This window comes from Arthrobacter sp. 135MFCol5.1, from assembly GCF_000374865.1.
Taxonomy (GTDB): domain Bacteria; phylum Actinomycetota; class Actinomycetes; order Actinomycetales; family Micrococcaceae; genus Arthrobacter.
This window is the reverse complement of the sequence record NZ_KB895453.1, coordinates 96930-121538: the sequence shown is the minus strand read 5'-3', so window position 1 is coordinate 121538 and position 24609 is coordinate 96930. Positions and strand designations below refer to the sequence as shown.

22 protein-coding genes are annotated in these 24609 nt (G+C 67.0%); 11 read left to right on the top strand and 11 right to left on the bottom strand.

Annotation, left to right across the window (positions count from 1 at the left end):
* Positions 1–26 precede the first annotated feature (26 nt).
* Both C563_RS0104140 and glyA read right to left on the bottom strand, forming a co-directional pair.
* Complete coding sequence (locus C563_RS0104140; RefSeq protein WP_018760771.1) at positions 27–1247, bottom strand: sarcosine oxidase subunit beta family protein; 1221 nt, start codon at positions 1245–1247, stop codon at positions 27–29.
* On the bottom strand, positions 1244–2599 hold the full coding sequence (glyA, locus tag C563_RS0104135) for a serine hydroxymethyltransferase (RefSeq protein ID WP_018760770.1): 1356 nt from the start codon (positions 2597–2599) through the stop codon (positions 1244–1246). The genes C563_RS0104140 and glyA overlap by 4 nt, the downstream gene beginning before the upstream one ends.
* Positions 2600–2733: 134 nt before the next feature.
* Here glyA and C563_RS0104130 point away from each other — a divergent pair, with 134 nt between their 5' ends.
* The 3 genes from C563_RS0104130 to C563_RS0104120 all read left to right on the top strand — a co-directional run bounded on the left by C563_RS0104130 (position 2734) and on the right by C563_RS0104120 (position 6313).
* Positions 2734–3393 (top strand): GntR family transcriptional regulator, encoded by a 660-nt coding sequence (locus C563_RS0104130; protein WP_018760769.1) that lies wholly within the window; start codon positions 2734–2736, stop codon positions 3391–3393.
* Positions 3394–3507: 114 nt separating this feature from the next.
* Positions 3508–5421 (top strand): amylosucrase, encoded by a 1914-nt coding sequence (locus C563_RS0104125; protein WP_026264356.1) that lies wholly within the window; start codon positions 3508–3510, stop codon positions 5419–5421.
* Positions 5422–5458: 37 nt separating this feature from the next.
* Complete coding sequence (locus tag C563_RS0104120) at positions 5459–6313, top strand: prephenate dehydratase (protein WP_018760767.1); 855 nt, start codon at positions 5459–5461, stop codon at positions 6311–6313.
* On the opposite strand, the gene C563_RS0104115 is transcribed toward C563_RS0104120, so the two are convergent.
* The gene (locus tag C563_RS0104115; RefSeq protein ID WP_018760766.1) at positions 6286–8214 is read right to left on the bottom strand and encodes an FAD-binding monooxygenase; all 1929 of its coding nucleotides are present in this window, start codon (positions 8212–8214) and stop codon (positions 6286–6288) included. The two genes, C563_RS0104120 and C563_RS0104115, sit on opposite strands and share 28 nt — an antisense overlap.
* A gap of 230 nt (positions 8215–8444) precedes the next feature.
* On the opposite strand from C563_RS0104115, the gene C563_RS0104110 reads away from it, so the two are divergent.
* The 7 genes from C563_RS0104110 (at position 8445) to C563_RS0104080 (ending at position 16589) form a co-directional block, all read left to right on the top strand.
* Positions 8445–9938: a fumarylacetoacetate hydrolase family protein gene (locus C563_RS0104110; RefSeq protein ID WP_026264355.1), complete on the top strand. Its 1494-nt coding sequence runs from the start codon at positions 8445–8447 to the stop codon at positions 9936–9938.
* Positions 9931–10611 carry a GntR family transcriptional regulator gene (locus tag C563_RS0104105; protein ID WP_018760764.1) on the top strand — a complete coding sequence of 227 codons (681 nt, stop codon included), beginning with the start codon at positions 9931–9933 and terminating at the stop codon, positions 10609–10611. Before C563_RS0104110 ends, C563_RS0104105 begins: the two co-directional genes overlap by 8 nt.
* 21 nt (positions 10612–10632) lie before the next feature.
* Complete coding sequence (gene hpaE / locus C563_RS0104100) at positions 10633–12144, top strand: 5-carboxymethyl-2-hydroxymuconate semialdehyde dehydrogenase (protein ID WP_018760763.1); 1512 nt, start codon at positions 10633–10635, stop codon at positions 12142–12144.
* A 30-nt stretch (positions 12145–12174) separates the two neighbouring features.
* Complete coding sequence (gene hpaD / locus C563_RS0104095) at positions 12175–13260, top strand: 3,4-dihydroxyphenylacetate 2,3-dioxygenase (protein ID WP_018760762.1); 1086 nt, start codon at positions 12175–12177, stop codon at positions 13258–13260.
* 2 nt (positions 13261–13262) lie between these two features.
* Positions 13263–14048, top strand: coding sequence for a 2-oxo-hept-4-ene-1,7-dioate hydratase (gene hpaH, locus C563_RS0104090; protein ID WP_018760761.1), 786 nt, complete (start codon positions 13263–13265; stop codon positions 14046–14048).
* A complete protein-coding gene (locus C563_RS0104085) occupies positions 14033–14854 on the top strand; it encodes an HpcH/HpaI aldolase family protein (RefSeq protein WP_026264354.1) in 822 nt (273 codons plus the stop codon). Before hpaH ends, C563_RS0104085 begins: the two co-directional genes overlap by 16 nt.
* A gap of 325 nt (positions 14855–15179) precedes the next feature.
* Positions 15180–16589: an aldehyde dehydrogenase family protein gene (locus C563_RS0104080; RefSeq protein WP_018760759.1), complete on the top strand. Its 1410-nt coding sequence runs from the start codon at positions 15180–15182 to the stop codon at positions 16587–16589.
* A gap of 60 nt (positions 16590–16649) precedes the next feature.
* On the opposite strand, the gene C563_RS0104075 is transcribed toward C563_RS0104080, so the two are convergent.
* The 6 genes from C563_RS0104075 to C563_RS0104050 form a co-directional block, all read right to left on the bottom strand.
* Entirely contained in the window at positions 16650–17036 is a 387-nt protein-coding gene (locus C563_RS0104075; RefSeq protein WP_018760758.1) for a hypothetical protein, read from the bottom strand.
* 181 nt (positions 17037–17217) lie between these two features.
* Positions 17218–17643: a heat shock protein transcriptional repressor HspR gene (locus tag C563_RS0104070; RefSeq protein WP_018760757.1), complete on the bottom strand. Its 426-nt coding sequence runs from the start codon at positions 17641–17643 to the stop codon at positions 17218–17220.
* A 15-nt stretch (positions 17644–17658) separates the two neighbouring features.
* Positions 17659–18630 carry a DnaJ C-terminal domain-containing protein gene (locus tag C563_RS0104065; protein WP_026264353.1) on the bottom strand — a complete coding sequence of 324 codons (972 nt, stop codon included), beginning with the start codon at positions 18628–18630 and terminating at the stop codon, positions 17659–17661.
* 176 nt (positions 18631–18806) lie between these two features.
* Entirely contained in the window at positions 18807–19499 is a 693-nt protein-coding gene (locus tag C563_RS0104060) for a nucleotide exchange factor GrpE (RefSeq protein WP_018760755.1), read from the bottom strand.
* A gap of 2 nt (positions 19500–19501) precedes the next feature.
* Complete coding sequence (gene dnaK, locus C563_RS0104055) at positions 19502–21373, bottom strand: molecular chaperone DnaK (protein WP_018760754.1); 1872 nt, start codon at positions 21371–21373, stop codon at positions 19502–19504.
* Between the two features lie 177 nt (positions 21374–21550).
* Positions 21551–21874: an ArsR/SmtB family transcription factor gene (locus C563_RS0104050; protein ID WP_018760753.1), complete on the bottom strand. Its 324-nt coding sequence runs from the start codon at positions 21872–21874 to the stop codon at positions 21551–21553.
* A 96-nt stretch (positions 21875–21970) separates the two neighbouring features.
* Between C563_RS0104050 and C563_RS0104045 the strand changes: the two genes are divergently transcribed.
* A complete protein-coding gene (locus tag C563_RS0104045; RefSeq protein ID WP_018760752.1) occupies positions 21971–23275 on the top strand; it encodes an MFS transporter in 1305 nt (434 codons plus the stop codon).
* Positions 23276–23335: 60 nt separating this feature from the next.
* On the opposite strand, the gene C563_RS0104040 is transcribed toward C563_RS0104045, so the two are convergent.
* Both C563_RS0104040 and C563_RS0104035 read right to left on the bottom strand, forming a co-directional pair.
* Positions 23336–23629 (bottom strand): hypothetical protein, encoded by a 294-nt coding sequence (locus C563_RS0104040; RefSeq protein ID WP_018760751.1) that lies wholly within the window; start codon positions 23627–23629, stop codon positions 23336–23338.
* 84 nt (positions 23630–23713) lie between these two features.
* On the bottom strand, positions 23714–24481 hold the full coding sequence (locus tag C563_RS0104035; protein ID WP_018760750.1) for a TetR/AcrR family transcriptional regulator: 768 nt from the start codon (positions 24479–24481) through the stop codon (positions 23714–23716).
* Between the last annotated feature and the right edge of the window lie 128 nt (positions 24482–24609).

Genomic DNA, 24609 nt, shown 5'->3' with positions numbered 1-24609 from the left:
CGTAAGTCCTTTTCTGGTGGCAGCGGCTAGTGGGCCACGGCGGCGGCGCCGTGTTCGTCGATGAGCGCGCCGGTTTCGAAGCGTTCCAGCGAGAACGGCTTGTTCAGCCGGTGCGGGGTGCCGGTGGCGATGGTGTGCGCGAAGGTCATGCCGGCGGCGGGGGTTCCCTTGAACCCGCCGGTCCCCCAGCCGCAGTTCACAAACATGTTCTCCACCGGGGTCAGGCCCACGATCGGGGAAGCGTCCAGGGTGGTGTCCACGATGCCGCCCCAGGTCCGGAGCACATGGGCCCGGGCAAAGATCGGGAAGAGCTCCACGGCGGCCGCCATCTGCTGCTCGATCACGTGGAAGGAGCCGCGCTGGCCGTAGCCGTTGTAGGAGTCGACGCCGGCGCCCATGACCAGTTCGCCCTTGTGGGCCTGGGAGACGTAGACGTGGACGTGGTTGGACATGACCACCGTGGGGTGGACCGGTTCGTGCAGTTCCGATACCAGCGCCTGCAGCGGGTGGGACTGGATGGGCAGCTGGAAGCCGGCCATCTCCGCCAGGACCGAGCTGTGGCCGGCGGCGCAGAGGCCCACCTTTTCGGTGTTGATGGTGCCACGGTTGGTCTTGACGCCCACCACCCGGTCGCCGTCCTTGAGGAAGCCGGTGACTTCGCAGTTCTGGATGATGTCCACGCCCATTTCGTCGCACTTGCGGGCGAAGGCCCAGGCCACATGGTCGTGCTTGGCGATGCCGGCGCGCGGCTGGTAGGTGGCGCCCATGACGGGGTAGCGGATGTTGTCGCGGATGTTCAGGATGGGGCAGAGTTCCTTGACCTGCTGCGGATCCAGCCATTCGGCGTCCACGCCGTTGAGCTTGTTGGCGCCCACGCGGCGGATGCTTTCGCGGACGTCGCCCAGGGTGTGGGCCAGGTTCATCACGCCGCGCTGGCTGAACAGGAAGTCGTACTCGAGTTCCTCGGGCAGGATCTCCCAGAGCTTGAGGGCGTGCTCGTAGATGGCCGCACTCTCATCCCAGAGGTAGTTGGAGCGGATGATGGTGGTATTGCGGGCCATGTTGCCGCCGGCCAGCCAGCCCTTTTCCAGGACGGCGATGTTGGTCATCCCGTGGTTCTTGGCCAGGAAGTAGGCGGTGGCCAGGCCGTGCCCGCCGCCGCCCACGATCACGGCGTCGTAGGAGGACTTGGGTTCCGGGTTCCGCCAGAGGAAGTCGGGGTGCTCCGGAAGGTGCTGGGTGCTCACTGGGCGGCTCCAATCAGGTCTGCTTCAGCGTCGGCCAGGCCGGCATCGGCGGTGAGGTGCGGGTAGAGGGGGAAGGCGTTGGCAAGGGCCGTCACGCGTTCGCGGAGTTCGACGGCCGTGTCCCCGGGCAGGGTGCCCGTGCCGTTTGTGCCAGAAGCGGCAGCCGCGATCAGCGCGGCGGCGATGATGTCGGCCACCTCGGTGAACTCGGCGGCGCCGAAGCCGCGGGCGGCCAGTGCCGGGGTACCGATCCGGAGGCCGGAAGAAACCATCGGCGGGCGGGGATCGAACGGGACGGCGTTGCGGTTGACGGTGATGCCGATCGTGTGGAGGGCGTCTTCACCCTGCTGGCCGTCCAGTTCGGAGTGGCGGAGATCCACCAGGACCAGGTGGACGTCGGTGCCGCCGTTGACCACGGAGATGCCCGCGGCCTGGACGTCCGGCTGGAGGAGCCGTTCAGCCAGGAGCTTGGCGCCCTGCAGGACGCGTTCCTGGCGTTCCTTGAATTCGGGGGCGGCGGCGAGCTTGAAGGCCACGGCTTTGGCGGCGACGACGTGCTCCAGGGGGCCGCCCTGCTGGCCGGGGAACACGGCGCTGTTGATCTTCTTGGCGTATTCCTCCTTGGCCAGGATGACGCCGCCGCGGGGGCCGCCAAGGGTCTTGTGCGTGGTGGTGGTGACCACGTCGGCGTAGGGGACGGGGTTTGGGTGCAGGCCTGCGGCCACGAGGCCGGCGAAGTGGGCCATGTCCACCATCAGGTACGCGCCCACGAGGTCTGCGATGCGGCGGAATTCGGCAAAGTCCAACTGGCGGGAGTAGGCGGACCAGCCGGCCACGATCAGCCTGGGCTTGTGTTCCAGGGCCAGCGCTTCCACCTCGGCCATATCAATGCGGAGGTCCGATTCGCGGACGTGGTACGGCACCACGTTGTAGAGCTTGCCGGAGAAGTTGATCTTCATGCCGTGGGTGAGGTGGCCGCCGTGGGCCAGGGACAGGCCCAGGATGGTGTCTCCCGGGTTGAGCAGGGCGAACATGGCGGCGGCGTTGGCCTGCGCGCCGGAGTGCGGCTGGACGTTGGCGAATTCGGCGCCGAACAGGGCTTTGACGCGGTCAATGGCGAGCTGTTCGATGACGTCCACGTGTTCGCAGCCGCCGTAGTAGCGCTTGCCCGGGGAGCCCTCGGCGTACTTGTTGGTCAATACCGAGCCCTGGGCTTCCATCACGGAGGCCGGAGCAAAGTTCTCCGACGCGATCATTTCCAGGGTGGACTGCTGGCGGCGCAGTTCCTGCGCGACGGCGGCGGCGACATCGGCGTCCACCGTGGCGAGCGAGGCGTTCAGTACGTCCTGCATTGTTCTCCTTCAAAGCCCTTCGGAGTTACTGATCCATAACTGATCTGTAACTGATATATTAGAACTGACGTAATAGTATGTTGTAGATCACGCGGCAGTCAATAGCTACCTTGGGAGAGCTCGCAATGAGCGTAATGACAGAGAACCAGCTGGCCGGCGAAGGCGATCTCTCGCTCGCCGAGCAGGCCTACCGGCACCTTCGGGACCGGCTCATCATGCTCGATATCCGGCCGGGTGAGGCCATCAACGACGGCAAGCTGGCCGCGGAACTCGGGATCGGCCGCACACCGGTACGCGAAGCGCTCAAACGCCTGGAAGGCGACCACCTGGTGGTCTCGTACCCCCGCCGCGGAACGTTCGCCACCGTCGTCGACATCACCGAACTCGCGGACGTCTCCGAGCTCCGCGAGTCATTGGAACCCCTGGCAGCCCGGCGGGCCGCCAAGCTGGCAACCCCTGCCCTGCGCAAGGAAATCCGCGACACCGCCGCCGCCATCGCCACCATGGGCGGCGCCGAGGACCCCTATGACCTCATGCGCTATGACATCAAGGTGCACCGCTTGATCTACCGCGCGGCCGCCAACACCCACCTCGAGGACGTGCTGATCCGGTACGACAACCTGGCTACCCGCATTTGGTGCATGGTGCTGGAAAAGGTGCCGTCAGTGGCGGAGCACATCGCCGAACACGTGGAACTGCTGGAGGCAGTGGCCGACGGCGACTCGGACCGGGCGGGCAAGCTGGCCCTTGAGCACGTGACCAGTTTCGAGCAGGCCATCCGCAGCGTGCTTTAAGCGTCGGCCCGCCCGCCATCCACGTCACGGCAGCACCACCCCGTGTGACGTGGAATACTTCCGTACAGGTGCGCGGCCGGGATGTCCGGCGGAGTTGCGGAAAGGGCCGGTCACATGCAGGAATACGTCAACGAGGACGAAGAAGCGCGCCGGCATGTGCTGTCCGCGGTGGCACGGGAACGGGAGCTTGGACTGCGTCCGGACCCGGACTTTGACCGGCGGCTCGATGAACACTTCCCCACCCTCCGCAGCCTGTTCCACTCCCTCTACGGTGCACGCCGGGACTGGCTAAACCAGCTGGCCGCCCTGGTGGTCCAGAGTGCCCGGTCGTGGCAGGAGCGCTCCCCGGAACTGAAGGCCCTGGATGCAGGCCGCGAACAAGAGCCGGACTGGTTCCAGTCCAACCGCATGCTGGGCGGAGTGTGCTACGTGGACCGCTATGCGGAAAGCCTGGAAGGGGTCCGCGCCCGCATCCCGTATTTCAAGGAGCTGGGCCTCACCTACCTGCACCTCATGCCCCTTTTCCTGGCGCCCGAACCCCACTCGGACGGCGGCTATGCCGTGTCCAGCTACCGCCAGGTCAACCCGAAGCTGGGCACCATGGAGCAACTGCGCGGCCTCGCGGCCGAACTGAAGGCCAACGGGATCAGCCTGGTGCTGGACTTCATCTTCAACCACACCTCGGACGAACACGAGTGGGCGCGCAAAGCTGCCACGGGGGACCCGGAGTTCAGCGACTACTACTGGATCTTCCCCGACCGGACCATGCCTGACGCCTTCGAGGCGAACGTCCGCGAGATCTTCCCCGAGAACCACCCGGGGTCCTTTATCCGGATGGATGACGGCCGCTGGGTCTGGGCCACCTTCCACACGTACCAGTGGGACCTGAACTACTCCAATCCCGAGGTCTTCCGGGCCATGGCGGGCGAGATGTTGTTCCTGGCCAACCAGGGCGTGGACATCCTGCGCATGGACGCCGTGGCTTTCATCTGGAAGCAGCTGGGCACCCCGTGCGAGAACCTGCCCCAGGCGCACACGCTGCTGCGGGCCTTCAACGCGGTGTGCCGGCTGGCGGCGCCTTCGCTGCTGTTCAAGTCCGAGGCGATCGTGCACCCGGACGAGGTGGCGCTGTACATCGACCCCGCAGAGTGCCAGCTGTCCTACAACCCGCTGCAGATGGCCCTGATCTGGGAGTCCCTGGCCACCAGGGACGTGTCCCTCCTGTCCCAGGCGTTGGAGCGCAGGCACAACATCCCGGACGGCACCGCCTGGGTGAACTATGTCCGCAGCCATGACGACATCGGCTGGACCTTCGCCGACGAGGACGCCGCCGAACTGGGCATCAACGGCTTCGACCACCGCCGCTTCCTGAACTCCTTCTACGTCAACCGGTTCCCGGGCAGCTTCGCCCGCGGCGTCCCGTTCCAGGACAACCCCAAGACGGGTGACTGCAGGATTTCCGGCACGACGGCGTCCCTGTGCGGGATGGAGGTTGACCCGGCCGAGGCGGTGGAACGGATCCTCCTGGCCCACTCGGTGCCGTTCAGCACCGGCGGCGTGCCGCTGCTGTACCTGGGCGACGAGGTGGGGCAGCTCAACGACTACTCCTACGCCTCCGAACCGGGCCATGGCGAAGACAGCCGCTGGGTGCACCGCCCGCACTTCCCGGCGGAACAATACGCCCGCCGCCTCGACCCCGCCACACCGGAAGGGGCAATCTACGCGGGCCTCAGGCGGATGGTCGAGGTCCGCGCCGGCACCCCGGAATTTGCCGGAACCACGCTGGTCGATTTCCGCACGAACAACCGCTCGGTGCTCGGCTACCAGCGCCCAGGCGGTCCGGACGGCGGCAGCACGGTCCTGGCGCTCGCCAACTTCAGCGACTCACCCCAGGCGCTGCCCGGGGAAACCTTCGGCGGATTCTCCCCTGCCGCCGTCGACCTCCTCTCCGAAGCCGCCCTGCACCTGCACGACGGCGTCACGCTCCTCCCCCGGCAATACCTCTGGCTGCGCGTTACGCCGCAGTAATTGGGAGCTGGCGCCGGGGCGTGAAACCATACGGATCATGGCCTCCAAGATTGCGTACCAGGGTGAGCCCGGCGCCAACTCCAATATCGCGTGTCAACAGATGTTTCCCGACGTCGAAAGCGTGCCGTGCGCCAGTTTCGAGGACGCGTTCGAACTGGTGACCACCGGCGAGGCCGACCTGGCCATGATCCCGATCGAGAACTCCATCGCCGGCCGTGTGGCGGACATCCACATCCTGCTGCCGCAGTCCAACCTGCAGATCGTGGGCGAATACTTCCTGCCCATCCACTTCGACCTGCTGGGCATCCCCGGCAGCACCATCGAAGCGGCTACGGAAGTCCACAGCCACATCCACGCCCTGGGCCAGTGCCGGAAGCTGATCCGCGAGCACGGCCTCAAGCCCGTCATCGCCGGCGACACCGCCGGGTCCGCCCGGGAAGTTGCCGAGTGGAACGATCCCCGCAAGCTCTCCTTGGCTCCCCCGCTGGCGGCGCAGATCTACGGCCTTGAGGTGCTGGCCTCGCGCGTGGAGGACGACCCTTCCAACACCACCCGCTTCGTGGTCCTGGCCCGGGAAACTGCGCTTCCGGCCAAGGACGAGCTGCCCGGACCGGCGGTGACCAGCTTCGTGTTCCGCGTCCGCAACGTCCCCTCCGCGCTGTACAAGGCGCTGGGCGGCTTCGCCACCAACGGCGTCAACATGACACGGCTCGAGAGCTACATGGTGGGCAACGAATTCGCGGCCACCATGTTCATGGCCGACGTGGAAGGCCACCCCGAGGACCTGCCGCTGAAGCTGGCCCTCGAGGAACTGGACTTCTTCACCACCGAGGTTCGGATCCTCGGCGTCTACCCGGCCGCGGACTACCGGGCTGCGGCAGCCACCGCCTGACGCGGTACCTGCGCGGGTGCCGGGCGGTTTAGCAAGGGCCCGAAGAACGCACCCAGCTCCGCCGTTGCGGTGAGCGGCAGGACGTTGGCCACGTACTGGTCGGGGCGGACCACCACCACGGCGCCGGCACGGTCGATGCCGCGCGCGTCGAAGATGTCCGCCTTGGGGTCCGTGGCGTACACCTTCTCGTAATCGGTCAGCTTGAAGGGGCCCACCAGGGGCTTGAACACGGCGGGCACGGCATTGATGTCGACGGCGGTGTGCGGCTGCTGGTAGATGACCTTCAGGTCGAACCACGCATCCAGGTCGGCGCCGGAGGGCGTGGCGGCCAGCGGGGACTCCGGCGAGTTCGCGAACCAATCGGCGAGCAAGTCCGTGGCGGAACCGGTGCCGGGCAGCGCGGGATCGGCGAAAACGTAGATCCGCCACCGTCCGTCCGCTGTGGCGTGGTGGCCCAGGTGGATGGGGTTCGTGTCCCCCACGCGGACCACCGGTGCGGACTTGAAACGCTTGCCCACGGGGAAGCCCGTGGCCAGGTCTTGGTGGTCGGTGCCGCCAACAATCAGCGACGGCGCGTACTGGGTCATGAACCCGGCCGGGAACTCGGCGGTCTGGACGTAGAAGTCCTCAAGGTCGGAGGGGTGCTCGAACTCCTCCGGCTTCTTGGCCATCATGGTGGACCATTCCTTGTCGAAGTCGATGAGGTTCTTTGCCACCACCTGGCGCTCCTCCGAGTAGGTGGAGAGCAGGCTTTCCGGGCTGCGGCCCTCGAGGACGTGCCCCAGCTTCCAGGCGATGTTGAAGCCGTCCTGCATGGAAACGTTCATGCCCTGGCCGGCCTTGGCGCTGTGGGTGTGGCAGGCGTCGCCGGTGATGAAGACCCGCGGGGTTCGCGTGCCGCGGTCGGCCGGCAGGACGTCGTCGAACCGGTCCGTGAGGCGGTGCCCCACCTCGTACACGCTGTGCCACGCAACGTTCCGCACGTCCAGCGTGTACGGGTGCAGGATGGCGTTCGCCTTGGCGATGATCTCCTCGATGGTGGTGTTGCGGATGGAGTGCTGGCTGTTCGGGTCTACTTCCCCCAGGTCCACGTACATGCGGAAGAGGTGGCCTCCTTCGCGCGGAATGAGCAAGATGCTGCCCTCGGCGCCCTGGATGGCGCATTTGGTCCGGATGTCCGGGAAGTCGGTGACGGCGAGGGTGTCCATGACGCCCCAGGCGTGGTTGGCCTGGTCCCCGGCGAGCGTGCAGCCGATCGCCTGGCGGACCTTGCTGCGGGCGCCGTCGGCGCCCACGACGTATTTGGCGCGGACTACCCGCTCCTGTCCCTCCTTGGGGCCGGAGGTGTGGACCAGCCGCACGGTGACCGGGTAGTCACCCTCGCCGGTGACCTCCAGTCCTTGGAAGTCGTAACCGTAGTCGGGCTTCATCCGGGTGGGTGCGTTGGCCATGTACTCGGCGAAGTAGTCCAGCACGCGCGCCTGGTTCACGATCAGGTGTGGGAACTCGCTGATGCCCATTTCGTCATCCACGGCGCGGGCGGTGCGGATGATGTTGGCGTGGTTGGCGGGGTCCGGCTTCCAGAAGGCCATTTCGGTGATCCGGTAGGCCTCGGCGATGATGCGCTCCGCGAACCCGAACGCCTGGAAGGTCTCCACGCTGCGGGCCTGGATTCCGTCCGCCTGGCCGATGGCGAGCCTGCCGGGGCGGCGTTCGATGATGCGGGTGCTCACGTTGGGGAACATGGACAGCTGCGCGGCGGCGAGCATTCCCGCCGGACCGGTGCCCACGATGAGAACGTCCACTTCCTCGGGGAGGTCCTCGGGGCGGTTCAGGCCGACGCCGGCCGCCGGTTGGACGCGGGGGTCGCCGGATACGTATCCGTGGTGGTGGAACTGCACGGGATGCCTCACTTCGTTGTGGATGATGATCTCCGCATGTGTTCTATATGAGAACTGGAGATTCGATAATAGAAAATCAGGAGCCTGGTTTCCACTGTACGCCGGATGTGACGCGGGCGACAAGTACCGCCGGGGACGCCCGCGTACCAGCGGAATTCCGGGGGTTGACGGATGCGGCAGCATGCGTGATAGTGATCGTATACGATTTCGTACCTGATGAGGAGAAGGCTTTGGAGCAGGTCAACGGCGACACCCTGGCAGCAGCCCGCAAGGTGGTCGCGGTGCACATCAACTACCCCAGCCGCGCTGCCCAGCGGGGCCGCACGCCGGCGCAGCCGTCCTACTTTCTCAAGCCTTCGAGCTCGCTGGCCCTGAGCGGAAGCCCCGTGGAGCGCCCGGCCGGCTGCGAACTGCTCGGCTACGAAGGCGAAATTGCGCTCATCATCGGCAAGGCCGCCCGCCGCGTTTCGATCGAGGACGCCTGGAGCCACGTCGCCGCCGTCACCGCCAGCAACGACCTCGGCGTCTATGACCTGCGCTGGGCGGACAAGGGCTCCAACCTCCGGTCCAAGGGCGGCGACGGGTTCACCCCCGTGGGCCCGGCACTTCTTCCGGCAGACGCCGTCGACCCTTCAAAACTGCGCATCCGCACCTGGCACAACGGTGAACTGGTCCAGGACGACACCACCGGGGACCTGCTCTTCCCCTTCGCCCGCCTGGTGGCGGACCTGTCCCAGCTGCTCACCCTCGAAGAAGGGGACCTCATCCTTACCGGCACCCCGGCAGGGGCGTCCGTGGCGAAGCCCGGCGACGTCCTGGAAGTGGAAGTGGAGACTATCGACGGCAGCCTCAGCACCGGGCGGCTGGTCACCACCGTTGAGGAAGGCACGACGACGTTCGCCGACTTTGGTGCCCAGCCCAAGGTGGATGACCTGCAGCGGGAGGAAGCCTATGGCTCCCGCGAGGCCGCCGGGCTGGCACCCGTTGCTGAACAAGCCCAGGCTCCTGCCGCCGTCGCGCCGGCCCTGTCCCCGGAGCTGAAAGCCAAGCTCGAATCCGTTGCCACCGCCACGCTGTCCTCACAGTTGCGTAAGCGCGGCCTTAATAACGTCAGCATCGACGGCCTTCAGGGCACCCGACCGGACCGCCGCGTGGTGGGCCTGGCCCGGACCCTGCGCTATGTTCCCAACCGCGAGGACCTCTTCAAGATCCACGGTGGCGGCTTCAACGCCCAGAAACGCGCCATCGATTCCGTCAACGAGGGCGAAATCCTGGTGATGGAAGCCCGCGGCGAAAAAGGCACCGGCACGGTGGGCGACATCCTGGCCCTGCGCGCCCAGGTCCGCGGCGCCGCAGCCATCATCACCGACGGCGGCGTCCGCGACTACACCGCGGTAGCCGGCCTGGACATGCCCACCTGGTTCGCCAACCCGCACCCGGCCGTGCTGGGCCGCCGGCACATCCCGTGGGACACCGACATCACCATCGCCTGCGGCGGCGCCACTGTCCAGCCCGGCGACATCATCGTGGCCGATTCCGACGGCGTCCTGGTGATCCCGCCCGCCATCGCCGAAGAACTCGTTGAGGACTGCATCCAGCAGGAAAAGGAAGAAGCCTTCATCTTCGAGATGGTCAAGCAGGGCAACAGCGTTGACGGGCTCTACCCGATGAACAAAGAGTGGCAGGCAAAGTACAAGGCATGGGAAGGGCAGGCCAATGACTGACACAGCGACCGACCTCCCCGCTGCCACTCCCGGCAGCAAGTCCGAGCAGGCATACCAGGCCGTCAAGGCCCGCATCGTGGAAGGCACTTACACGCCGGGCTACCGCCTGGTCCTGGGTTCCATTGCGAAGGACCTCGGCGTCAGCGTGGTCCCGGTCCGGGAAGCCATCCGCCGGCTCGAGGCCGAGGGCCTGGTGACGTTCGAGCGGAACGTCGGCGCCACCGTGGCCGGCATCGACCCCACCGAATACCTCTACACGATGCAGACCCTGAGCATCGTCGAGGGTGCCGCCACAGCCCTCTCGGCCCCGCTGATCGACCCGGCGGCCATCGCCCGGGCCCGCGCCGTGAACCAGGAAATGCGCGAGTGCCTGGACCACTTCGACCCTGTCCGGTTCACCCGGCTGAACCAGGACTTCCACAGCGTCCTGTTCGAGCACTGCCCCAACCCGCACATCCTGGACCTGGTGCACCGCGGCTGGAACCGGCTCGCCTCGCTCCGGTCCTCCACCTTCCGCTTTGTCCCCGGCCGCGCCCGCGACTCCGTGGAGGAACACGAGAACCTGCTGAAGCTCATCGAAACAGGCGCGGACGCAGAACAGATCGAAAAGGCGGCCCGGCTCCACCGCTCCGCCACCCTGGACGCCTACCTCGCCCAGGCCAACAACCCCTGACCCCCAGATAGGACTTCAACGATGACGACCTCGGTAGAAACGAGCACGCACTACGTCCCTGAGGACCTGCCCACCCATATCCAGCACTTCATTAACGGGAAGTTCGTGGACTCCGTGGGCGGGGCGACCTTCGACGTCCTGGACCCGGTGTCCAACCGGAACTACGCCACCGCCGCCGCCGGCCAGAAAGAGGACATCGACCTCGCCGTCGCCGCGGCCCGCGAAGCCTTCAAGAACGGCCCATGGCCGAAGATGAAGCCCCGGGAACGCGCCCGCATCCTGAACCGGATCGCCGACGCCGTCGAGGCCCAGGAAGCCCGGCTCGCCGAACTGGAAACGTTCGACACCGGCCTGCCCATCACCCAGGCCAAGGGCCAGGCCCTCCGTGCGGCGGAGAACTTCCGGTTCTTCGCGGACCTGATCGTGGCCCAGTTCGACGACGCCATGAAGGTCCCCGGCTCGCAGATCAACTACGTCAACCGCAAGCCGATCGGCGTGGCCGGCCTCATCACCCCGTGGAACACGCCGTTCATGCTGGAGTCCTGGAAGCTCGCCCCGGCCCTGGCCACCGGCAACACTGTGGTCCTCAAGCCCGCCGAGTTCACCCCGCTGTCCGCCTCCCTGTGGGCCACCATCTTCAAGGATGCGGGCCTGCCGGACGGCGTCTTCAACCTGGTCAACGGGCTCGGCGAAGAAGCCGGCGACGCCCTGGTCAAGCACCCGGATGTTCCCCTGATTTCCTTCACCGGCGAGACCACCACCGGCCAGACCATCTTCCGCAACGCCGCCGCGAACCTGAAGGGCCTCTCCATGGAGCTCGGCGGCAAGTCCCCCTGCGTCGTCTTCGCCGACGCCGACCTGGACGCCGCGATCGACTCCGCCCTGTTCGGCGTCTTCTCCCTCAACGGCGAGCGCTGCACCGCCGGCTCACGCATCCTGGTGGAGCGCGCCATCTACGACGAATTCTGCGAAAAGTACGCCGCCCGGGCAAAGAACATCGTGGTGGGCGATCCGCACGACCCCAAGACCCAGGTGGGCGCCCTGGTCCACCCCGAGCACTACCAGAAGGTGGCCTCCTACGTGGAGATCGGCAAGTCCGAAGGCCGGCTCCTGGCCGGCGGCGGCCGCCCCGACCACCTGCCCGAAGGCAACTACATCGCACCCACGGTGTTCGCCGACGTCGCCCCTGACGCCCGGATCTTCCAGGAGGAAATCTTCGGACCCGTCGTGGCCATCACCCCGTTCGAGACCGACGACGAAGCCCTCGCCCTGGCGAACAACACCAAGTACGGGCTCGCCGCCTACATCTGGACCCAGAACCTGACCCGCGCCCACAACTTCTCGCAGAACGTCGAAGCCGGCATGGTGTGGCTGAACAGCCACAACGTCCGCGACCTGCGCACCCCGTTCGGCGGCGTCAAGGCCTCCGGCCTGGGCCACGAGGGCGGCTACCGCTCCATCGACTTCTACACCGACCAGCAGGCCGTGCACATCACCCTCGGCACCGTCCACACCCCCAAATTCGGCGCCTAGCCAGCCCCCTTTCAAAGAAGAGAGACTCCCATGACCAACTTCGTTCCCACCCCCACCGTCCCGGCACCGGACATTGTCCGCTGCGCCTACATGGAGATCGTGGTCACCGACCTCGCCAGGTCCCGCGAGTTCTATGTCGACGTCCTGGGCCTGCACGTCACCGAGGAAGACGACAACGCGATCTACCTGCGGTCCCTGGAGGAGTTCATCCACCACAACCTGGTGCTCCGCAAGGGACCCATCGCCGCCGTCGCCGCCTTCGCCTACCGGGTGAAGTCCCCCGCCGAGGTGGACGCCGCCGAGGCCTACTACCGCGAACTCGGCTGCCGGGTGGAACGCCGCAAGGACGGTTTCACCAAGGGCGTGGGCGACTCCGTGCGCGTGGAGGACCCGCTGGGCTTCCCGTACGAGTTCTTCTACGACGTGGAGCACGTGGAGCGGCTCACCCAGCGCTACGACCTCTACTCCGCCGGTGAACTGGTCCGCCTGGACCACTTCAACCAGGTCACCCCGGACGTCCCGCGCGGCCGGGCATACCTGGAGGACCTGGGCTTCCGCGTCTCCGAGGACATTAAGGATGCCGACGGCGTCACCTACGCCGCTTGGATGCACCGCAAGCAGACCGTGCACGACACCGCCCTCACCGGCGGCAACGGCCCCCGCATGCACCACGTCGCGTTCGCCACGCACGAGAAGCACAACATCATCCAAATCTGCGACAAGATGGGCGCCCTGCGCATCAGCGACCGGATCGAACGCGGCCCCGGCCGGCACGGCGTGTCCAACGCGTTCTACCTCTACATCCTGGACCCGGACGGCCACCGCATCGAGATCTACACTCAGGACTACTACACCGGCGACCCGGACAACCCCACCATCACCTGGGACGTCCACGACAACCAGCGCCGCGACTGGTGGGGCAACCCTGTGGTCCCCTCCTGGTACACCGAGGCCTCCCTGGTCCTGGACCTGGACGGCAACCCACAGCCGGTCATCATCCGCGAGGAAAAGTCCGAGATGGCGGTCACCGTGGGCGCCGACGGCTTCTCCTACACCCGCAAGGACGGCTCGCCCGAAGGCGACCGGACGGGCTTCAAGCTGGGAGTCCAGGTCTAGCCATGCTGGAGCCCACGACGATTGAGGCCATCGCGGACGAGCTGGTGGAAGCCGGCCGGACCCGCACCCCTGTCCCCCGCCTGACCGCCCGGTACCCGGAGATGACGGTGGAGGATTCCTACGCGGTGCAGCAGCTCTGGCGGCGCCGCAACGAGGACGCCGGCCGGACCCTGGTGGGGCGAAAGATCGGCCTCACGTCCAAGGCCATGCAGGCCGCCACGGGCATCACCGAACCGGACTACGGCGCCATCTTCGATGACATGGTGCTGGAGACCGGCTGCTCCGTTCGGTGGGACCAGTACACCCACCCGCGCGTGGAGGTGGAGCTGGCGTTCGTCCTCAAGGACGGACTCAAAGGCCCTGGCGTCACCATCTTCGATGTCCTCAAGGCCACCGACTACGTGGTCCCGGCCCTCGAAATCCTGGACTCCCGGATCGAGATGGAGGGCCGGACCATCGTGGACACCATCTCCGACAACGCCGCCATGGGCGCCATGGTAATCGGCGGCCGGCCCGTGAAGCCGGACGCCGTGGACCTCCGCTGGGTTTCCGCGATCCTCTACAAGAACCAGACCGTGGAGGAAACCGGTGTGGCCGCCGGCGTCCTGGACCACCCCGCCAACGGGGTCCACTGGCTGGCCAACAAGATCGCCGAGCACGGGGACTCGCTCAAGGCAGGCGACATCATCCTGGCCGGGTCCTTCACCCGTCCGCTCTGGGTCTACAAGGGCGATACGGTACACGCCGACTACGGACCCCTGGGAGCTGTGACATGCCGCTTCGAATAGAAGACACCTTCCGCTCCGCGCTGGCCGCGCAAAGGCAAAAGGGAAAGGCAGGCCGGCCACTGGCCGGGATGTGGGTGTGTTCCGGCAGCCCGCTGGTGGCCGAGCTCTGCGCGGGTGCGGGCCTGGACTGGCTCCTGGTGGACGCCGAGCACAGCCCCAACGGGCTCGAGTCCATCCTGGGGCAGCTGCAAGCCATCCACGGCTACCCGGTGCACACCATGGTCCGGCCGCCCGTGAACGACACTGTGGTGATCAAGCAGTACCTGGACCTCGGCGTGCAGAACCTGCTGATCCCCATGGTGAATTCGGTGGCGGAAGCGGAGGCGGCGGTGGCGGCCACCCGGTACCCGCCCCAGGGCGTCCGTGGGGTGGGCTCGGCCCTGGCCCGTGCCGCCCGTTGGAACCGGGTCCCGGACTACCTCGCCCGGGCCAGCGGGACCATCAGCGTCACCGTCCAGATTGAATCGACGGCGGCCGTCGAGGCTGTGGAGGACATCCTCAAACTCGACGGCGTGGACGCCATCTTCGTCGGCCCCTCCGACCTCGCCGCCTCCATGGGCCTGCTGGGACAGCAGGAACACCCCGAGGTGCGCGCCGCCGTCGAACACTGCCTGTCCGTTGCCAAGGCGGCCGGGAAACCCGGGGGCGTCAACGCCTTCAACCCCGACACCGCCCAGCACTACCTGGCGTGTGGCGCGGACTTCATCCTGGTCGGCGCCGACGTCGCCCTCCTGGCCCGCGGCTCCGAAGCCCTCGCCGCCAACTACATCAAACCCGTCGACGGCGACACCCCTGCCAGCTACTGACGTCTGTTCCCCAAGGATTTCTTTCATGACAGTGGCTTCTGCGCTTCCCCGGTAGGTTGCGAGCCCGCCAACAACACCGAATACCGAAGGGGCGACGGCGTCACGCACGGCAGCCTTTAGGGCCAACTTCGGTGGCGGGACCCAGGAAACACGGGGTCGCGCCACTGTCTGTTGCGCAAAAACGTGCTTGGCGTGACATTGCGTTCGCTGCCGTCCAAGGGCTCTGCGCACACAGACAAGAGCGGGACGGGGCTCTCAACCAGACTGGGAGCAACCCGCTATGCCGCCCGGCTGGCGCCCTTGACTACTCGAAGTGGAGGACCCCTTGGAAACCTACGATGCGCTCCTCGCGTCCATTGCCCCCGCTGCCGGCGCCGGCCGGACCATCCTCGATCCGGCCACGGGCCAGCCGGTCGGCGAAGCTCCCGTCCACGGCCTCGACGACCTTGAAAGCGCCGTGGCCGCGGCCGTCGCCGCGCAGCCGGCCTGGGCTGCGCTGGGCCATGAGGCCCGGTCCGCTGCGCTCCTGAAGGCAGCAGACGCCGTCGAGCGTTCCGCCGAGGAACTGGCCCGGTTGCTCTCCCGTGAGCAGGGCAAACCACTGAACGGCCCCAACGCCCGGTTCGAGGTGGGCGCCTGCTTGGCGTGGCTGCGTGCCACGGCCGGCCTGCCGCTGGAGCCGGAAACCATCGTGGACGACGGCGAAACCCGGGCTGAGCTGCATTACCGGCCCATCGGCGTGGTGGGCGCGATCGGGCCTTGGAACTGGCCCATGATGATCACCGTCTGGCAACTCGCGCCCGCACTGCGCATGGGCAACGCCATCGTGGTGAAGCCCTCCGAGTACACACCGCTTTCCGTCCTGGCGCTGGCCAAGGTCATTAATGAGGAACTCCCGGAAGGCCTCCTGACCGTGGTCTCCGGCGGCCGCGACGTCGGCGCCCGGCTGGCCGAACACCCGGCGATCGGCAAGGTCATGTTCACCGGCTCCACCGCCACCGGCCGGGCCATCATCAAGTCCTCCGCGGACACCGTTAAGCGGCTCACCCTGGAACTGGGTGGAAACGACGCCGGCATCGTCCTGCCCGACGCCGACCCCAAGGCCATCGCCCAGGACATCTTTTGGGGCGCCTTCATCAACACCGGCCAGACCTGCGCCGCCCTCAAGCGCCTTTACGTCCACAGCGACATCTACGACGCCGTCTGCGAGGAACTCACCGCCGTCGCCAAGGCCATGCCGATGGGCAACGGCCTGGACGAAAACAACGTGCTGGGCCCGCTGCAGAACAAGGCCCAGTACGACGTCGTCGCCAACCTCGTGGAGGCGGCAAAGGCTTCCGGCGCACGCATCCTGCTGGGCGGGAACCCGGACACCGGCCGGCCCGGGTACTTCTACCCCACCACCCTGGTGGCGGACATCGATAACGACAACCCGCTCGTCGCCGAAGAACAATTCGGCCCTGCCCTGCCAATCATCCGCTACAGCACCATCGACGAAGCAGTGGAGAAGGCCAACGCCCTCGACGTTGGACTGGGCGCCTCGGTCTGGTCCCGGGACCTGGCCGCCGCACGCGAGGTGGCCGCCCGCATCCAGGCCGGGACCGTGTGGATCAACCGGCACGGTGCCGTGGATCCCCGCATCCCCTTCGGCGGGGCCAAGCAGTCCGGCTACGGCGTCGAATTCGGCGTGGAAGGGCTCAAAGCACTCGGGGTACCGCAGGTCATCAACGGCTGAGGTTGAAGCGGGAGCCCGGCACGCAGGTTGCCGATGCCGGGCTCCCGGGGCTTTGCCGGGCTATCCCAGGGCCGGGGCGGCAGCGGTCCGGCCGGCGAACTGCCGGCGGGCCCAGCGGGCGAGCTTCCTGCCCTTGCCTTTCCACCAGTTGTCCTCGTCCTGGTTGTGGTGGAACCGGAAGACGATGGCCACCAGCACGAACATGCCCATCACCACATCCACCCAGGAGGCCATCACCAGGGCCACGAAGACCGTCAGTGCGTTGGCGACGATGGACGGGATGGCCAGTGTCCGGAACACGGTACTGGCCACATAGCGCCGGTGCGACCTCGGGACGGACAGTTCGCGGACCATGTCGAAGCAGACACAGACCACCACAATGGTCTGCCCCAGGGCCAGGAGCATCTGGCCCTGCATTGAGCCGCTGAATGCCGCGACGGACTCCATGCCCGGGCTCATGGCCGGGCCTTGCGGTTGACACCGTTGCTGACTGCACCAAACACGGAAAACCCCCAGAACTTGCGGAACCACCGCCGCTGATCCGGCGATGGTTCCATTCAAGGTTCGGGAGGCTTTGGGGTCACGAGTAGTGGGTACTCTAGTTTTCGCAGGGACCCAACCGCTGTACTTACTTGCCGATGGCGCGCGGCCGCCACAGCATGACGGCCTGCGACCGTGGCCGGGGCCGCTGCCCGCGGGAAAGGCTCACGACGTCGCCGGCGGCACCGGCCGCGAAGATGCGCGAGTCCACGGCCCGCGGCCGGCGCCCCAGTTCCTCGGTGAGTTCCGCGATCCGGCTCTGGAGGGCAGCCACCTGGTTTTCAAGTTCCAGGATGCGCTTGATGCCCTCCAGCGAGACCCCCTCCTGGGACAGCCGCTGCACCTCCCGCAGCATGTTGACGTCGCGCTGCGAGTAGCGCCGGGACTTCCCGGGGGCACGGCTCGGCTTGACGATGCCGAGCCGGTCGTATTGCCGCAGCGTCTGCGGGTGCATGTCTGCAAGCTCGGCCGCCACGGAGATCACGAAGATCGGCTGGTCAGCACTGATGTCCACGGCTCACCTCCGCTCCTAGAGCCGGGCCTTGGCTGCCAGGCCCTCACGGACGTCCGCCGACGACGTCGCCTCGGCGAACGCCCTGACCGCAGCTTCGGCGTCCTTGTTGAGATTCTTGGGAACGGCGACGTCGATGGTCACCAGCAGGTCACCGGTCGCCTTGGACGTCTTTACGCCTTTGCCCTTGACCCGCAGCGTGCGGCCCGACGGCGTTCCTGCCGGAACACGGACCTTGACCTTGTCGCCGTCAATGGTGGGAACTTCGATGTCCGCGCCCAAGGCAGCCTCGGGGAAGGTGACAGGGACGTGGATGCGGAGGTTGTCGCCGTCGCGCGTGTAGAACGCATGCGGCTGGACCGCGACGGACACCACCAGGTCACCGTTGCCGGCCGCACCCGGCTGGCCCTTGCCGCGGACGCGGACCTTCTGGCCGTCCTTGATGCCGGCGGGGACACGGACGTCGATCACCTCGCCGCTGGGCTCGCGCAGGCCGATAGTGGTGCCGCGGATGGAACCGGCAAACGAGATGCTGGTGGACGCGGTGCGGTCGGCGCCCTTCTGCGGCGTGCGCTGGAAGCCGGGGGAACCACCGAAGCCGCCGAACAGGTCTGCGAACTCGGGCGGGATGCCGCCTGCGGACGGGTTGAACCCGCCCGAGTGGCGCCCGGTGTTGCCCGTGAAGAGGCCACCGAACATGTCCTCGAACCCGCCGTTGGGGGCGCCGGCGCCGCCGGGGGCAAAGCGGGCTCCGCTGCCCATGGCGCGGATGGCGTCATACTGCTGGCGCTCGTCCGGGTCCGAGAGCACCGAGTAGGCCTCGGAGATGTCCTTGAACTTCTTCTCGGAAGCAGCGTTCCCGGCGTTGGTATCAGGGTGGTGCTGCCGCGCAAGCTTCCGGTAGGCCTTCTTGATGTCGGCTTCGGAAGCGTCCTTGGCAACACCAAGGATCTTGTAAAAATCCTTGTCCACCCAATCCTGGCTAGCCAATGGCGTTTCCTTTCAAAGTACAAAAGCGTATGGCGAGATTACCGCTAAGCCGGAGCGGATGAGGGGGCCCGGGAGTGGCATCGGGCCTGCCGGAGCTGGGTGGCTAACGATCGTAGATCGTTAGCCACCCAGCGTAGGGGCGGGGCCCCCTCATCCGCGGAGGCGTTGGGGTAATGCTACGCAGGGACGGCGACGATGACCTGGGCGGCGCGGAGCACGCGGTCTCCTGATTTGTAGCCTGAGCGGAGGACCTGGCTGACGGTGTCAACCTCGATGTCCTCGCCGGGCTGCTGGATCAGGGCTTCGTGGATCGTGGGATCGAACTCCACGCCGGTCTCGTTGATCCGGACCAGGCCGTAGGTCTTCAGCGCGTTCTCCAGCTTGGTGGCGATCGCGGCGAAGGGCCCATCGGTGAGGTCGCCGTGCTGCCGTGCGGCGTCGACGTCGTCCAGGACCGGGAGCAGGGAGTTCAGGACGCCGATGACGGCCATCTCCCCGGCCACGGCGCGGTCCCGTTCAACCCGCTTGCGGTAGTTGACGTACTCGGCCTGGAGGCGGAGCAGGTCGTTGCGCAGTTCGGCGGCCTCTGCGCTGCCGGCGGCGGCCGGAGCCCCCTGGGCCACGGATTCCTCTGCGGGCACGTCCACCCCGTTGAGGATTTCCTCTGCCTGGGCCAGTGCGTCGCCATCGGAATCGGCAGCGCCCTGCTGGTGGCCGGCGCTTGAAGCGTGGCCGCCTTCGGGGTGCCGGGCCTGGCCGGTCACCGGGTCAACCTTGCGGTTGTCCCGGATGACCGGTTCGCCGTTGCCCTGCTTGGCGTCATGGTTCGCGGATGAGTTGTGCTCTTCCTCGTTACCGTGGTGCGGCATGGCTACTTCTTCGCTTCGTCTTCGTCGATGATCTCGGCGTCGACGATGTCCTCATCGGCCTTGCTGCCCGCAGAGGCACCGGCGGCACCCTCGGCACCGGCAGCGCCGGCACCGTCCGGCGAACCGGCCTGCGAGTAGATGGCTTCGCCCAGCTTGGTCTGCGAGGCCTGCAGCTTCTCGAACGCGGCCTTCACGGCGGCGTCGTCCGTGCCTTCGAGGGCCTTCTTGAGGCTGTCGACGTCGCCCTGGACCTCGGTCTTGACCTCTTCGGGCAGCTTGTCCGCGTTGTCGGCGATCAGCTTGTCCACGGAGTAGGCGAGCTGCTCGGCCGTGTTGCGGGTGTCGGTTGCCTCGCGGCGGGCCTTGTCCTCGGCTGCGTGCTCCTCGGCGTCCTTGACCATGCGGTCAATGTCTTCCTTGGAGAGGCTGGAACCACCGGTGATGGTCATGGACTGTTCCTTGCCGGTGCCCTTGTCCTTCGCGGAGACGTGGACGATGCCGTTGGCGTCGATGTCGAAGGTGACCTCGACCTGGGGGACGCCGCGCGGAGCCGGCGCGATGCCGGTCAGTTCGAACGTGCCCAGCGGCTTGTTGTCGCGGGTGAACTCGCGTTCGCCCTGGAAGACCTGGATGGCCACGGACGGCTGGTTGTCGTCCGCCGTGGTGAAGGTCTCGGACCGCTTGGTGGGGATGGCGGTGTTCCGCTCGATCAGGTGCGTCATGACGCCGCCCTTGGTTTCGATGCCGAGGGACAACGGGGTGACGTCGATCAGGAGGACGTCCTTGCGCTCACCCTTCAGCACACCGGCCTGCAGGGCTGCACCGACGGCGACGACCTCATCCGGGTTGACGCCCTTGTTGGGCTCCTTGCCGCCGGCCAGTTCCTTGACCAGTTCGGAGACGGCGGGCATACGGGTGGAGCCACCGACCAGCACGATGTGGTTGATGTCCGAAAGCTTGATGCCGGCTTCCTTGATGACGTCGTGGAACGGCTTCTTGGTGCGCTCCAGCAGGTCCTTGGTGAGGTCCTGGAACTTGGCGCGGGTGAGCTGCTCGTCCAGGTGGACCGGGCCGTCGGGGGTGACGGAGAGGTACTGGAGGGAGACGTTGGTGCTGGAGGAGGAGGAGAGTTCCTTCTTGGCCTGCTCGGCTGCCTCGCGGAGGCGCTGGAGGGCGATCTTGTCCTTGGACAGGTCGATGCCCTTGACCTTGAGCTGGTTCAGCAGGTAGTCGACGACGCGCTGGTCCCAGTCGTCGCCGCCCAGGCGGTTGTCACCGGCGGTGGCGCGGACCTGGATGGTGGAGAAGTTGTCTTCGTCCTTGCCGACTTCCAGCAGGGAGACGTCGAAGGTGCCGCCGCCGAGGTCGAAGACGAGGATGAGTTCGTCTTCCTTGCCCTTGTCCAGGCCGTAGGCGAGGGCTGCGGCGGTGGGCTCGTTGACGATGCGCAGGACGTTCAGGCCTGCGATCTCGCCGGCTTCCTTGGTGGCCTGGCGCTCGGCGTCGTTGAAGTAGGCCGGGACGGTGATGACGGCGTCGGTGACCTTTTCACCCAGGTAGGACTCGGCGTCGTTCTTCAGCTTCATGAGGATACGCGCGGAGATTTCCTGCGGGGTGTACTTCTTGTCATCGATCGCGACGGTCCAGTCGGTGCCCATGTGGCGCTTGACGGATGCGATGGTGCGGTCGATGTTGTTGACGGCCTGGCGCTTGGCGATTTCGCCGACCAGGACTTCGCCGGACTTGGAGAATGCAACGACCGACGGCGTGGTGCGGCCACCCTCGGCGTTGGCAATAACGGTGGGCTCGCCACCTTCGAGAACGGAGACGACGGAGTTGGTGGTTCCGAGGTCGATACCTACTGCACGTGACATGTGTTGCTTCCTTCTTTCCTTGGAAACTGGGTGGCGCCCAATGATTGAGCGTTCTGGACTCAACTTTACTCAGGCACCACCAGATGTCAACACAACTTGAGTGAACTACGCTCAACATTGCCCACGGCGTACAAGGAGGACGGACGACGGCGGCCCGTCGCCATCGGCGCGGAGGCTTCAGTCGGGGGCGGGCGCATCCAGCACTGCCGCAAGCAGTCCGGGGAACCGCGCCTCGAGATCCTCCGTGCGCAGGGTCAAACGGCGGCCGCGGCCGTTGGCCTCGTTGCGGATCACGCCGGCCTCGCGCAGCACCTTCATCAGGTGGGACTTGGTGGACTTGGGCATGTCCGGGTTGCTCAGGGCACACTCAGCCATATCAAGGGGGCCGGCGCGAAGCTGGCGCGCGATCTCCAGCCGGTCCGGGTCACTCAGGGCAAAAAGCACACTGGGCAACTGGAGGTCCGCGCGTTCGGGATGGGGAAGGTTCGCCGGTGTAGCCACAGTTCGACTTTAGTTGAACCATTGGCGTCACTGCCAGTAGGCTGAGGTTTCGACTATTTTCGAACCAAATTCACCCTACGCAGAAGGCGGCACGTTTTGACGCACTCCCCCGCAGCCCGGCCCCAGGAGGCACGCCGGCGGCTGGGCTTTGCCCTGATCGCGGCTGCCACGGCAGCGATGATGGCCGGAGCCAGCGCGCCGTCGCCTTTCTACCCCACACTGCAGGAGCAGCTGCACCTGCTGCCCGTGGCAACCACCGGGATCTTTGCCGTGTACGCCGTGGCACTGCTGGCAGCCCTGCTGGTCTTCGGCTCGATTTCGGACCATTTGGGCCGCAGGCCGGTGATCAGCGCAGCCTTCATCCTGCTCGCCTCCAGCGTCACGGCCTTCCTGGTTGCCGATTCGCTGGCCATGCTCCTGGTGGCCCGCGTACTGCAGGGCATCGCCAGCGGCATCCTGCTGACCACGCTCTCCGCCGCGATCGCGGACCTGGAAGCAGAGGATGACCCGGGCTCCAGTGCGGCCTGGAACACCGTGGCGCCGCTGGGCGGCCTGGCACTGGGCGCCCTGGCGTCCGGCCTGCTGCTGGACCTGCTGGCTGAGCCGCGCACGCTGGTGTTCGTTTCGCTGACCGTCCTGTACATGGTGTTCGCCGCACTGGTGTGGGCCGCCCCCGAAACCTCGCCCCGGACGCCCGGGGCAGCGGCCTCGCTCAAGCCGCACCTGACCCTGCCACCCGCCGCACGCCGCGGATTCGTCACCGGCGCCCCGGCCGTCTTTGCCGGCTGGGCCACGGGCGGGCTGTACCTCTCGCTCGGCGCCGCGATAGTCCACGCCACATTCGGCATCCGGGAGCACCTGTGGCAAGGCATGGTGATCACCATCCTGGCAGGCACCGGAGCAGCCACCGCTGCAGTCCTGCACCGCTTCGGAGCCCGTACCATCACCATTTTCGGCACCTCGGCTTTGGCCTTGGGAACTGCGCTGTCCCTGCTGGCCATCGGCCTGGGCTCGTTTGGCCTGTTCCTGGCTGCCGTAGTGGTGGCCGGAGCAGGTTTTGGCACGGCGTTCATGGGCGTGATCCGGTCCATCAGCCCCCTGGTCGAGGACCACGAACGCGCCGGCACCTTCGCCTCGCTCTTCGTGGTGGCATATACGGCTTTCGGCGTTCCAGCAGTGCTGGCCGGCCTGCTGGCCCCCGTGCTGTCCCTCCCGGTCACCACCTACGCGTATGGCGGGCTGGTGACGATCCTGGCCGCGGTGGCTGCGATCAGCCGCGCCCGCAGCAGCGACGCCGAACCGGCCGGGGACGCCACAGTGGCGGCACCGGACGCCGGGAACCACTCGGGCAGCACGGAAGACGTCGCCGCAGGAGCGGTTCCGGAATCCGCGGGCCGCTAGCCGCGCCGTTGCGATAAATGGGCGAAGCGGGCCGCACAGGAAGCGGCCCGGGAGGACTCCTTACCGGTCGGAGTCCGGGCGGCCGTGCAACGGTCCCCGATCCTCCGCGGTCGACTGGACCTGGCCGTCGGTCAGGCCGTCTCGGATCGCTTCCTCCGTGCGCGCGCCTCCCGTGGTTCCGGCGTCGCCGTAGTTGCCTTCCTCGTATTCGCCGTCGGCTTCGCGTTCCGGCTCGTTGATGGTGCCCGCGGCGCCGTAGTCCCCGTCCACGTACTGACCACCTTCCCCTTCCAGGCCCGGGGCGCTGCTGCCCTTGCGTGGTTCCTCGGCTGCAACTTCGGGGTTCTCAGTCATGGTGCATCTCTCCTTCGAGGCTCCGCGTCCGTGCGGGCGCACTGGCAGTCTACCGAGGCCCCCTGGCCGCCAACAGGGCCAGGCCTACCCGTCATCACGGGACGCGCGCAGCTGCAGCCCCGCCACGCCGGCAAGGACGGCAAGATGGTGGTCGAAAAGTTCCGCCGGAACGCTGAAGGTATCCGGCCCGTACTGGTTGAAGGCCTCGAAGCTGACGGCGCCAAACAATGCGCTCCACACCAGGACTCCCCGGGCCGCGAGTTCCTCGGGGACGGTAAGGCCGAACTGTGCCCGGATGGTGTCCAGGTCAGCTTGGAGCGCGGTGGGGATCTCTGCCCGCACGGCATCCGCCACGGCCAGCCGCCCGGCCCGGAAGGCAGACTCCAGGATGCCAATCAGGGCGACGATCACCCGGGTACCGGGGACCGTGGTCCGCTCGGCGGGCGCGTTGTAGCCGGGGACCGGGCTGCCGAACAGGAGCGCATAGCTTGCCGGCTCCCGCAGCGCCCAGGTCCGTACCGCGCGGCCCAAGGCCGTGAAGCGGCCGGCGTGGTCATCGACTGGAACCGCCCCGATGGCGGCGTCCACCTCGTCCCCCAGCTCATTGAAGGCATCTATCAGCAACAGCGTCAGCAGCTCATCCCGGCTTTCCACGTAGCGGTACACGGCTGAGGAAACCACTCCCAAGTCCCTGGCCACCGCCCTGAGGGACAGTGCCGCCGCCCCGTGCAGGGCCAGGTGGCGCCGTCCCAGCCGGATGATGTCGGCCACGGTCTGCGTCCGTGCCCGGTGCCTGGGCGTCAGGGCCCGGGCCGGTGCCGCCGTCGCGTCCGTTTTTTCTGTGTCCGTCACAGGCTCCAGCATGCCACAACCGAGAGCGGTGCCAACAAAGGAGAGCAGTGCTCTTGACAAGGTTGCGACACCCGGTCCATGCTGAAAGCGAGAGCACCGCTCTCGCTACAAACTTTTCCCAGGAGGAC

Excerpts from the sequence above, each read along its gene's own strand:
- glyA (WP_018760770.1), bottom strand. The coding sequence starts at position 2,599 with ATGCAGGACGTACTGAACGCCTCGCTCGCCACGGTGGACGCCGATGTC.
- hpaH (WP_018760761.1), top strand. The coding sequence starts at position 13,263 with ATGCTGGAGCCCACGACGATTGAGGCCATCGCGGACGAGCTGGTGGAA.
- dnaK (WP_018760754.1), bottom strand. The coding sequence starts at position 21,373 with ATGTCACGTGCAGTAGGTATCGACCTCGGAACCACCAACTCCGTCGTC.
- C563_RS0104085 (WP_026264354.1), top strand. The coding sequence starts at position 14,033 with ATGCCGCTTCGAATAGAAGACACCTTCCGCTCCGCGCTGGCCGCGCAA.
- C563_RS0104075 (WP_018760758.1), bottom strand. The coding sequence starts at position 17,036 with ATGGAGTCCGTCGCGGCATTCAGCGGCTCAATGCAGGGCCAGATGCTC.
- C563_RS0104125 (WP_026264356.1), top strand. The coding sequence starts at position 3,508 with ATGCAGGAATACGTCAACGAGGACGAAGAAGCGCGCCGGCATGTGCTG.
- hpaE (WP_018760763.1), top strand. The coding sequence starts at position 10,633 with ATGACGACCTCGGTAGAAACGAGCACGCACTACGTCCCTGAGGACCTG.
- C563_RS0104130 (WP_018760769.1), top strand. The coding sequence starts at position 2,734 with ATGACAGAGAACCAGCTGGCCGGCGAAGGCGATCTCTCGCTCGCCGAG.
- C563_RS0104040 (WP_018760751.1), bottom strand. The coding sequence starts at position 23,629 with ATGACTGAGAACCCCGAAGTTGCAGCCGAGGAACCACGCAAGGGCAGC.
- hpaD (WP_018760762.1), top strand. The coding sequence starts at position 12,175 with ATGACCAACTTCGTTCCCACCCCCACCGTCCCGGCACCGGACATTGTC.
- C563_RS0104060 (WP_018760755.1), bottom strand. The coding sequence starts at position 19,499 with ATGCCGCACCACGGTAACGAGGAAGAGCACAACTCATCCGCGAACCAT.
- C563_RS0104120 (WP_018760767.1), top strand. The coding sequence starts at position 5,459 with ATGGCCTCCAAGATTGCGTACCAGGGTGAGCCCGGCGCCAACTCCAAT.
- C563_RS0104105 (WP_018760764.1), top strand. The coding sequence starts at position 9,931 with ATGACTGACACAGCGACCGACCTCCCCGCTGCCACTCCCGGCAGCAAG.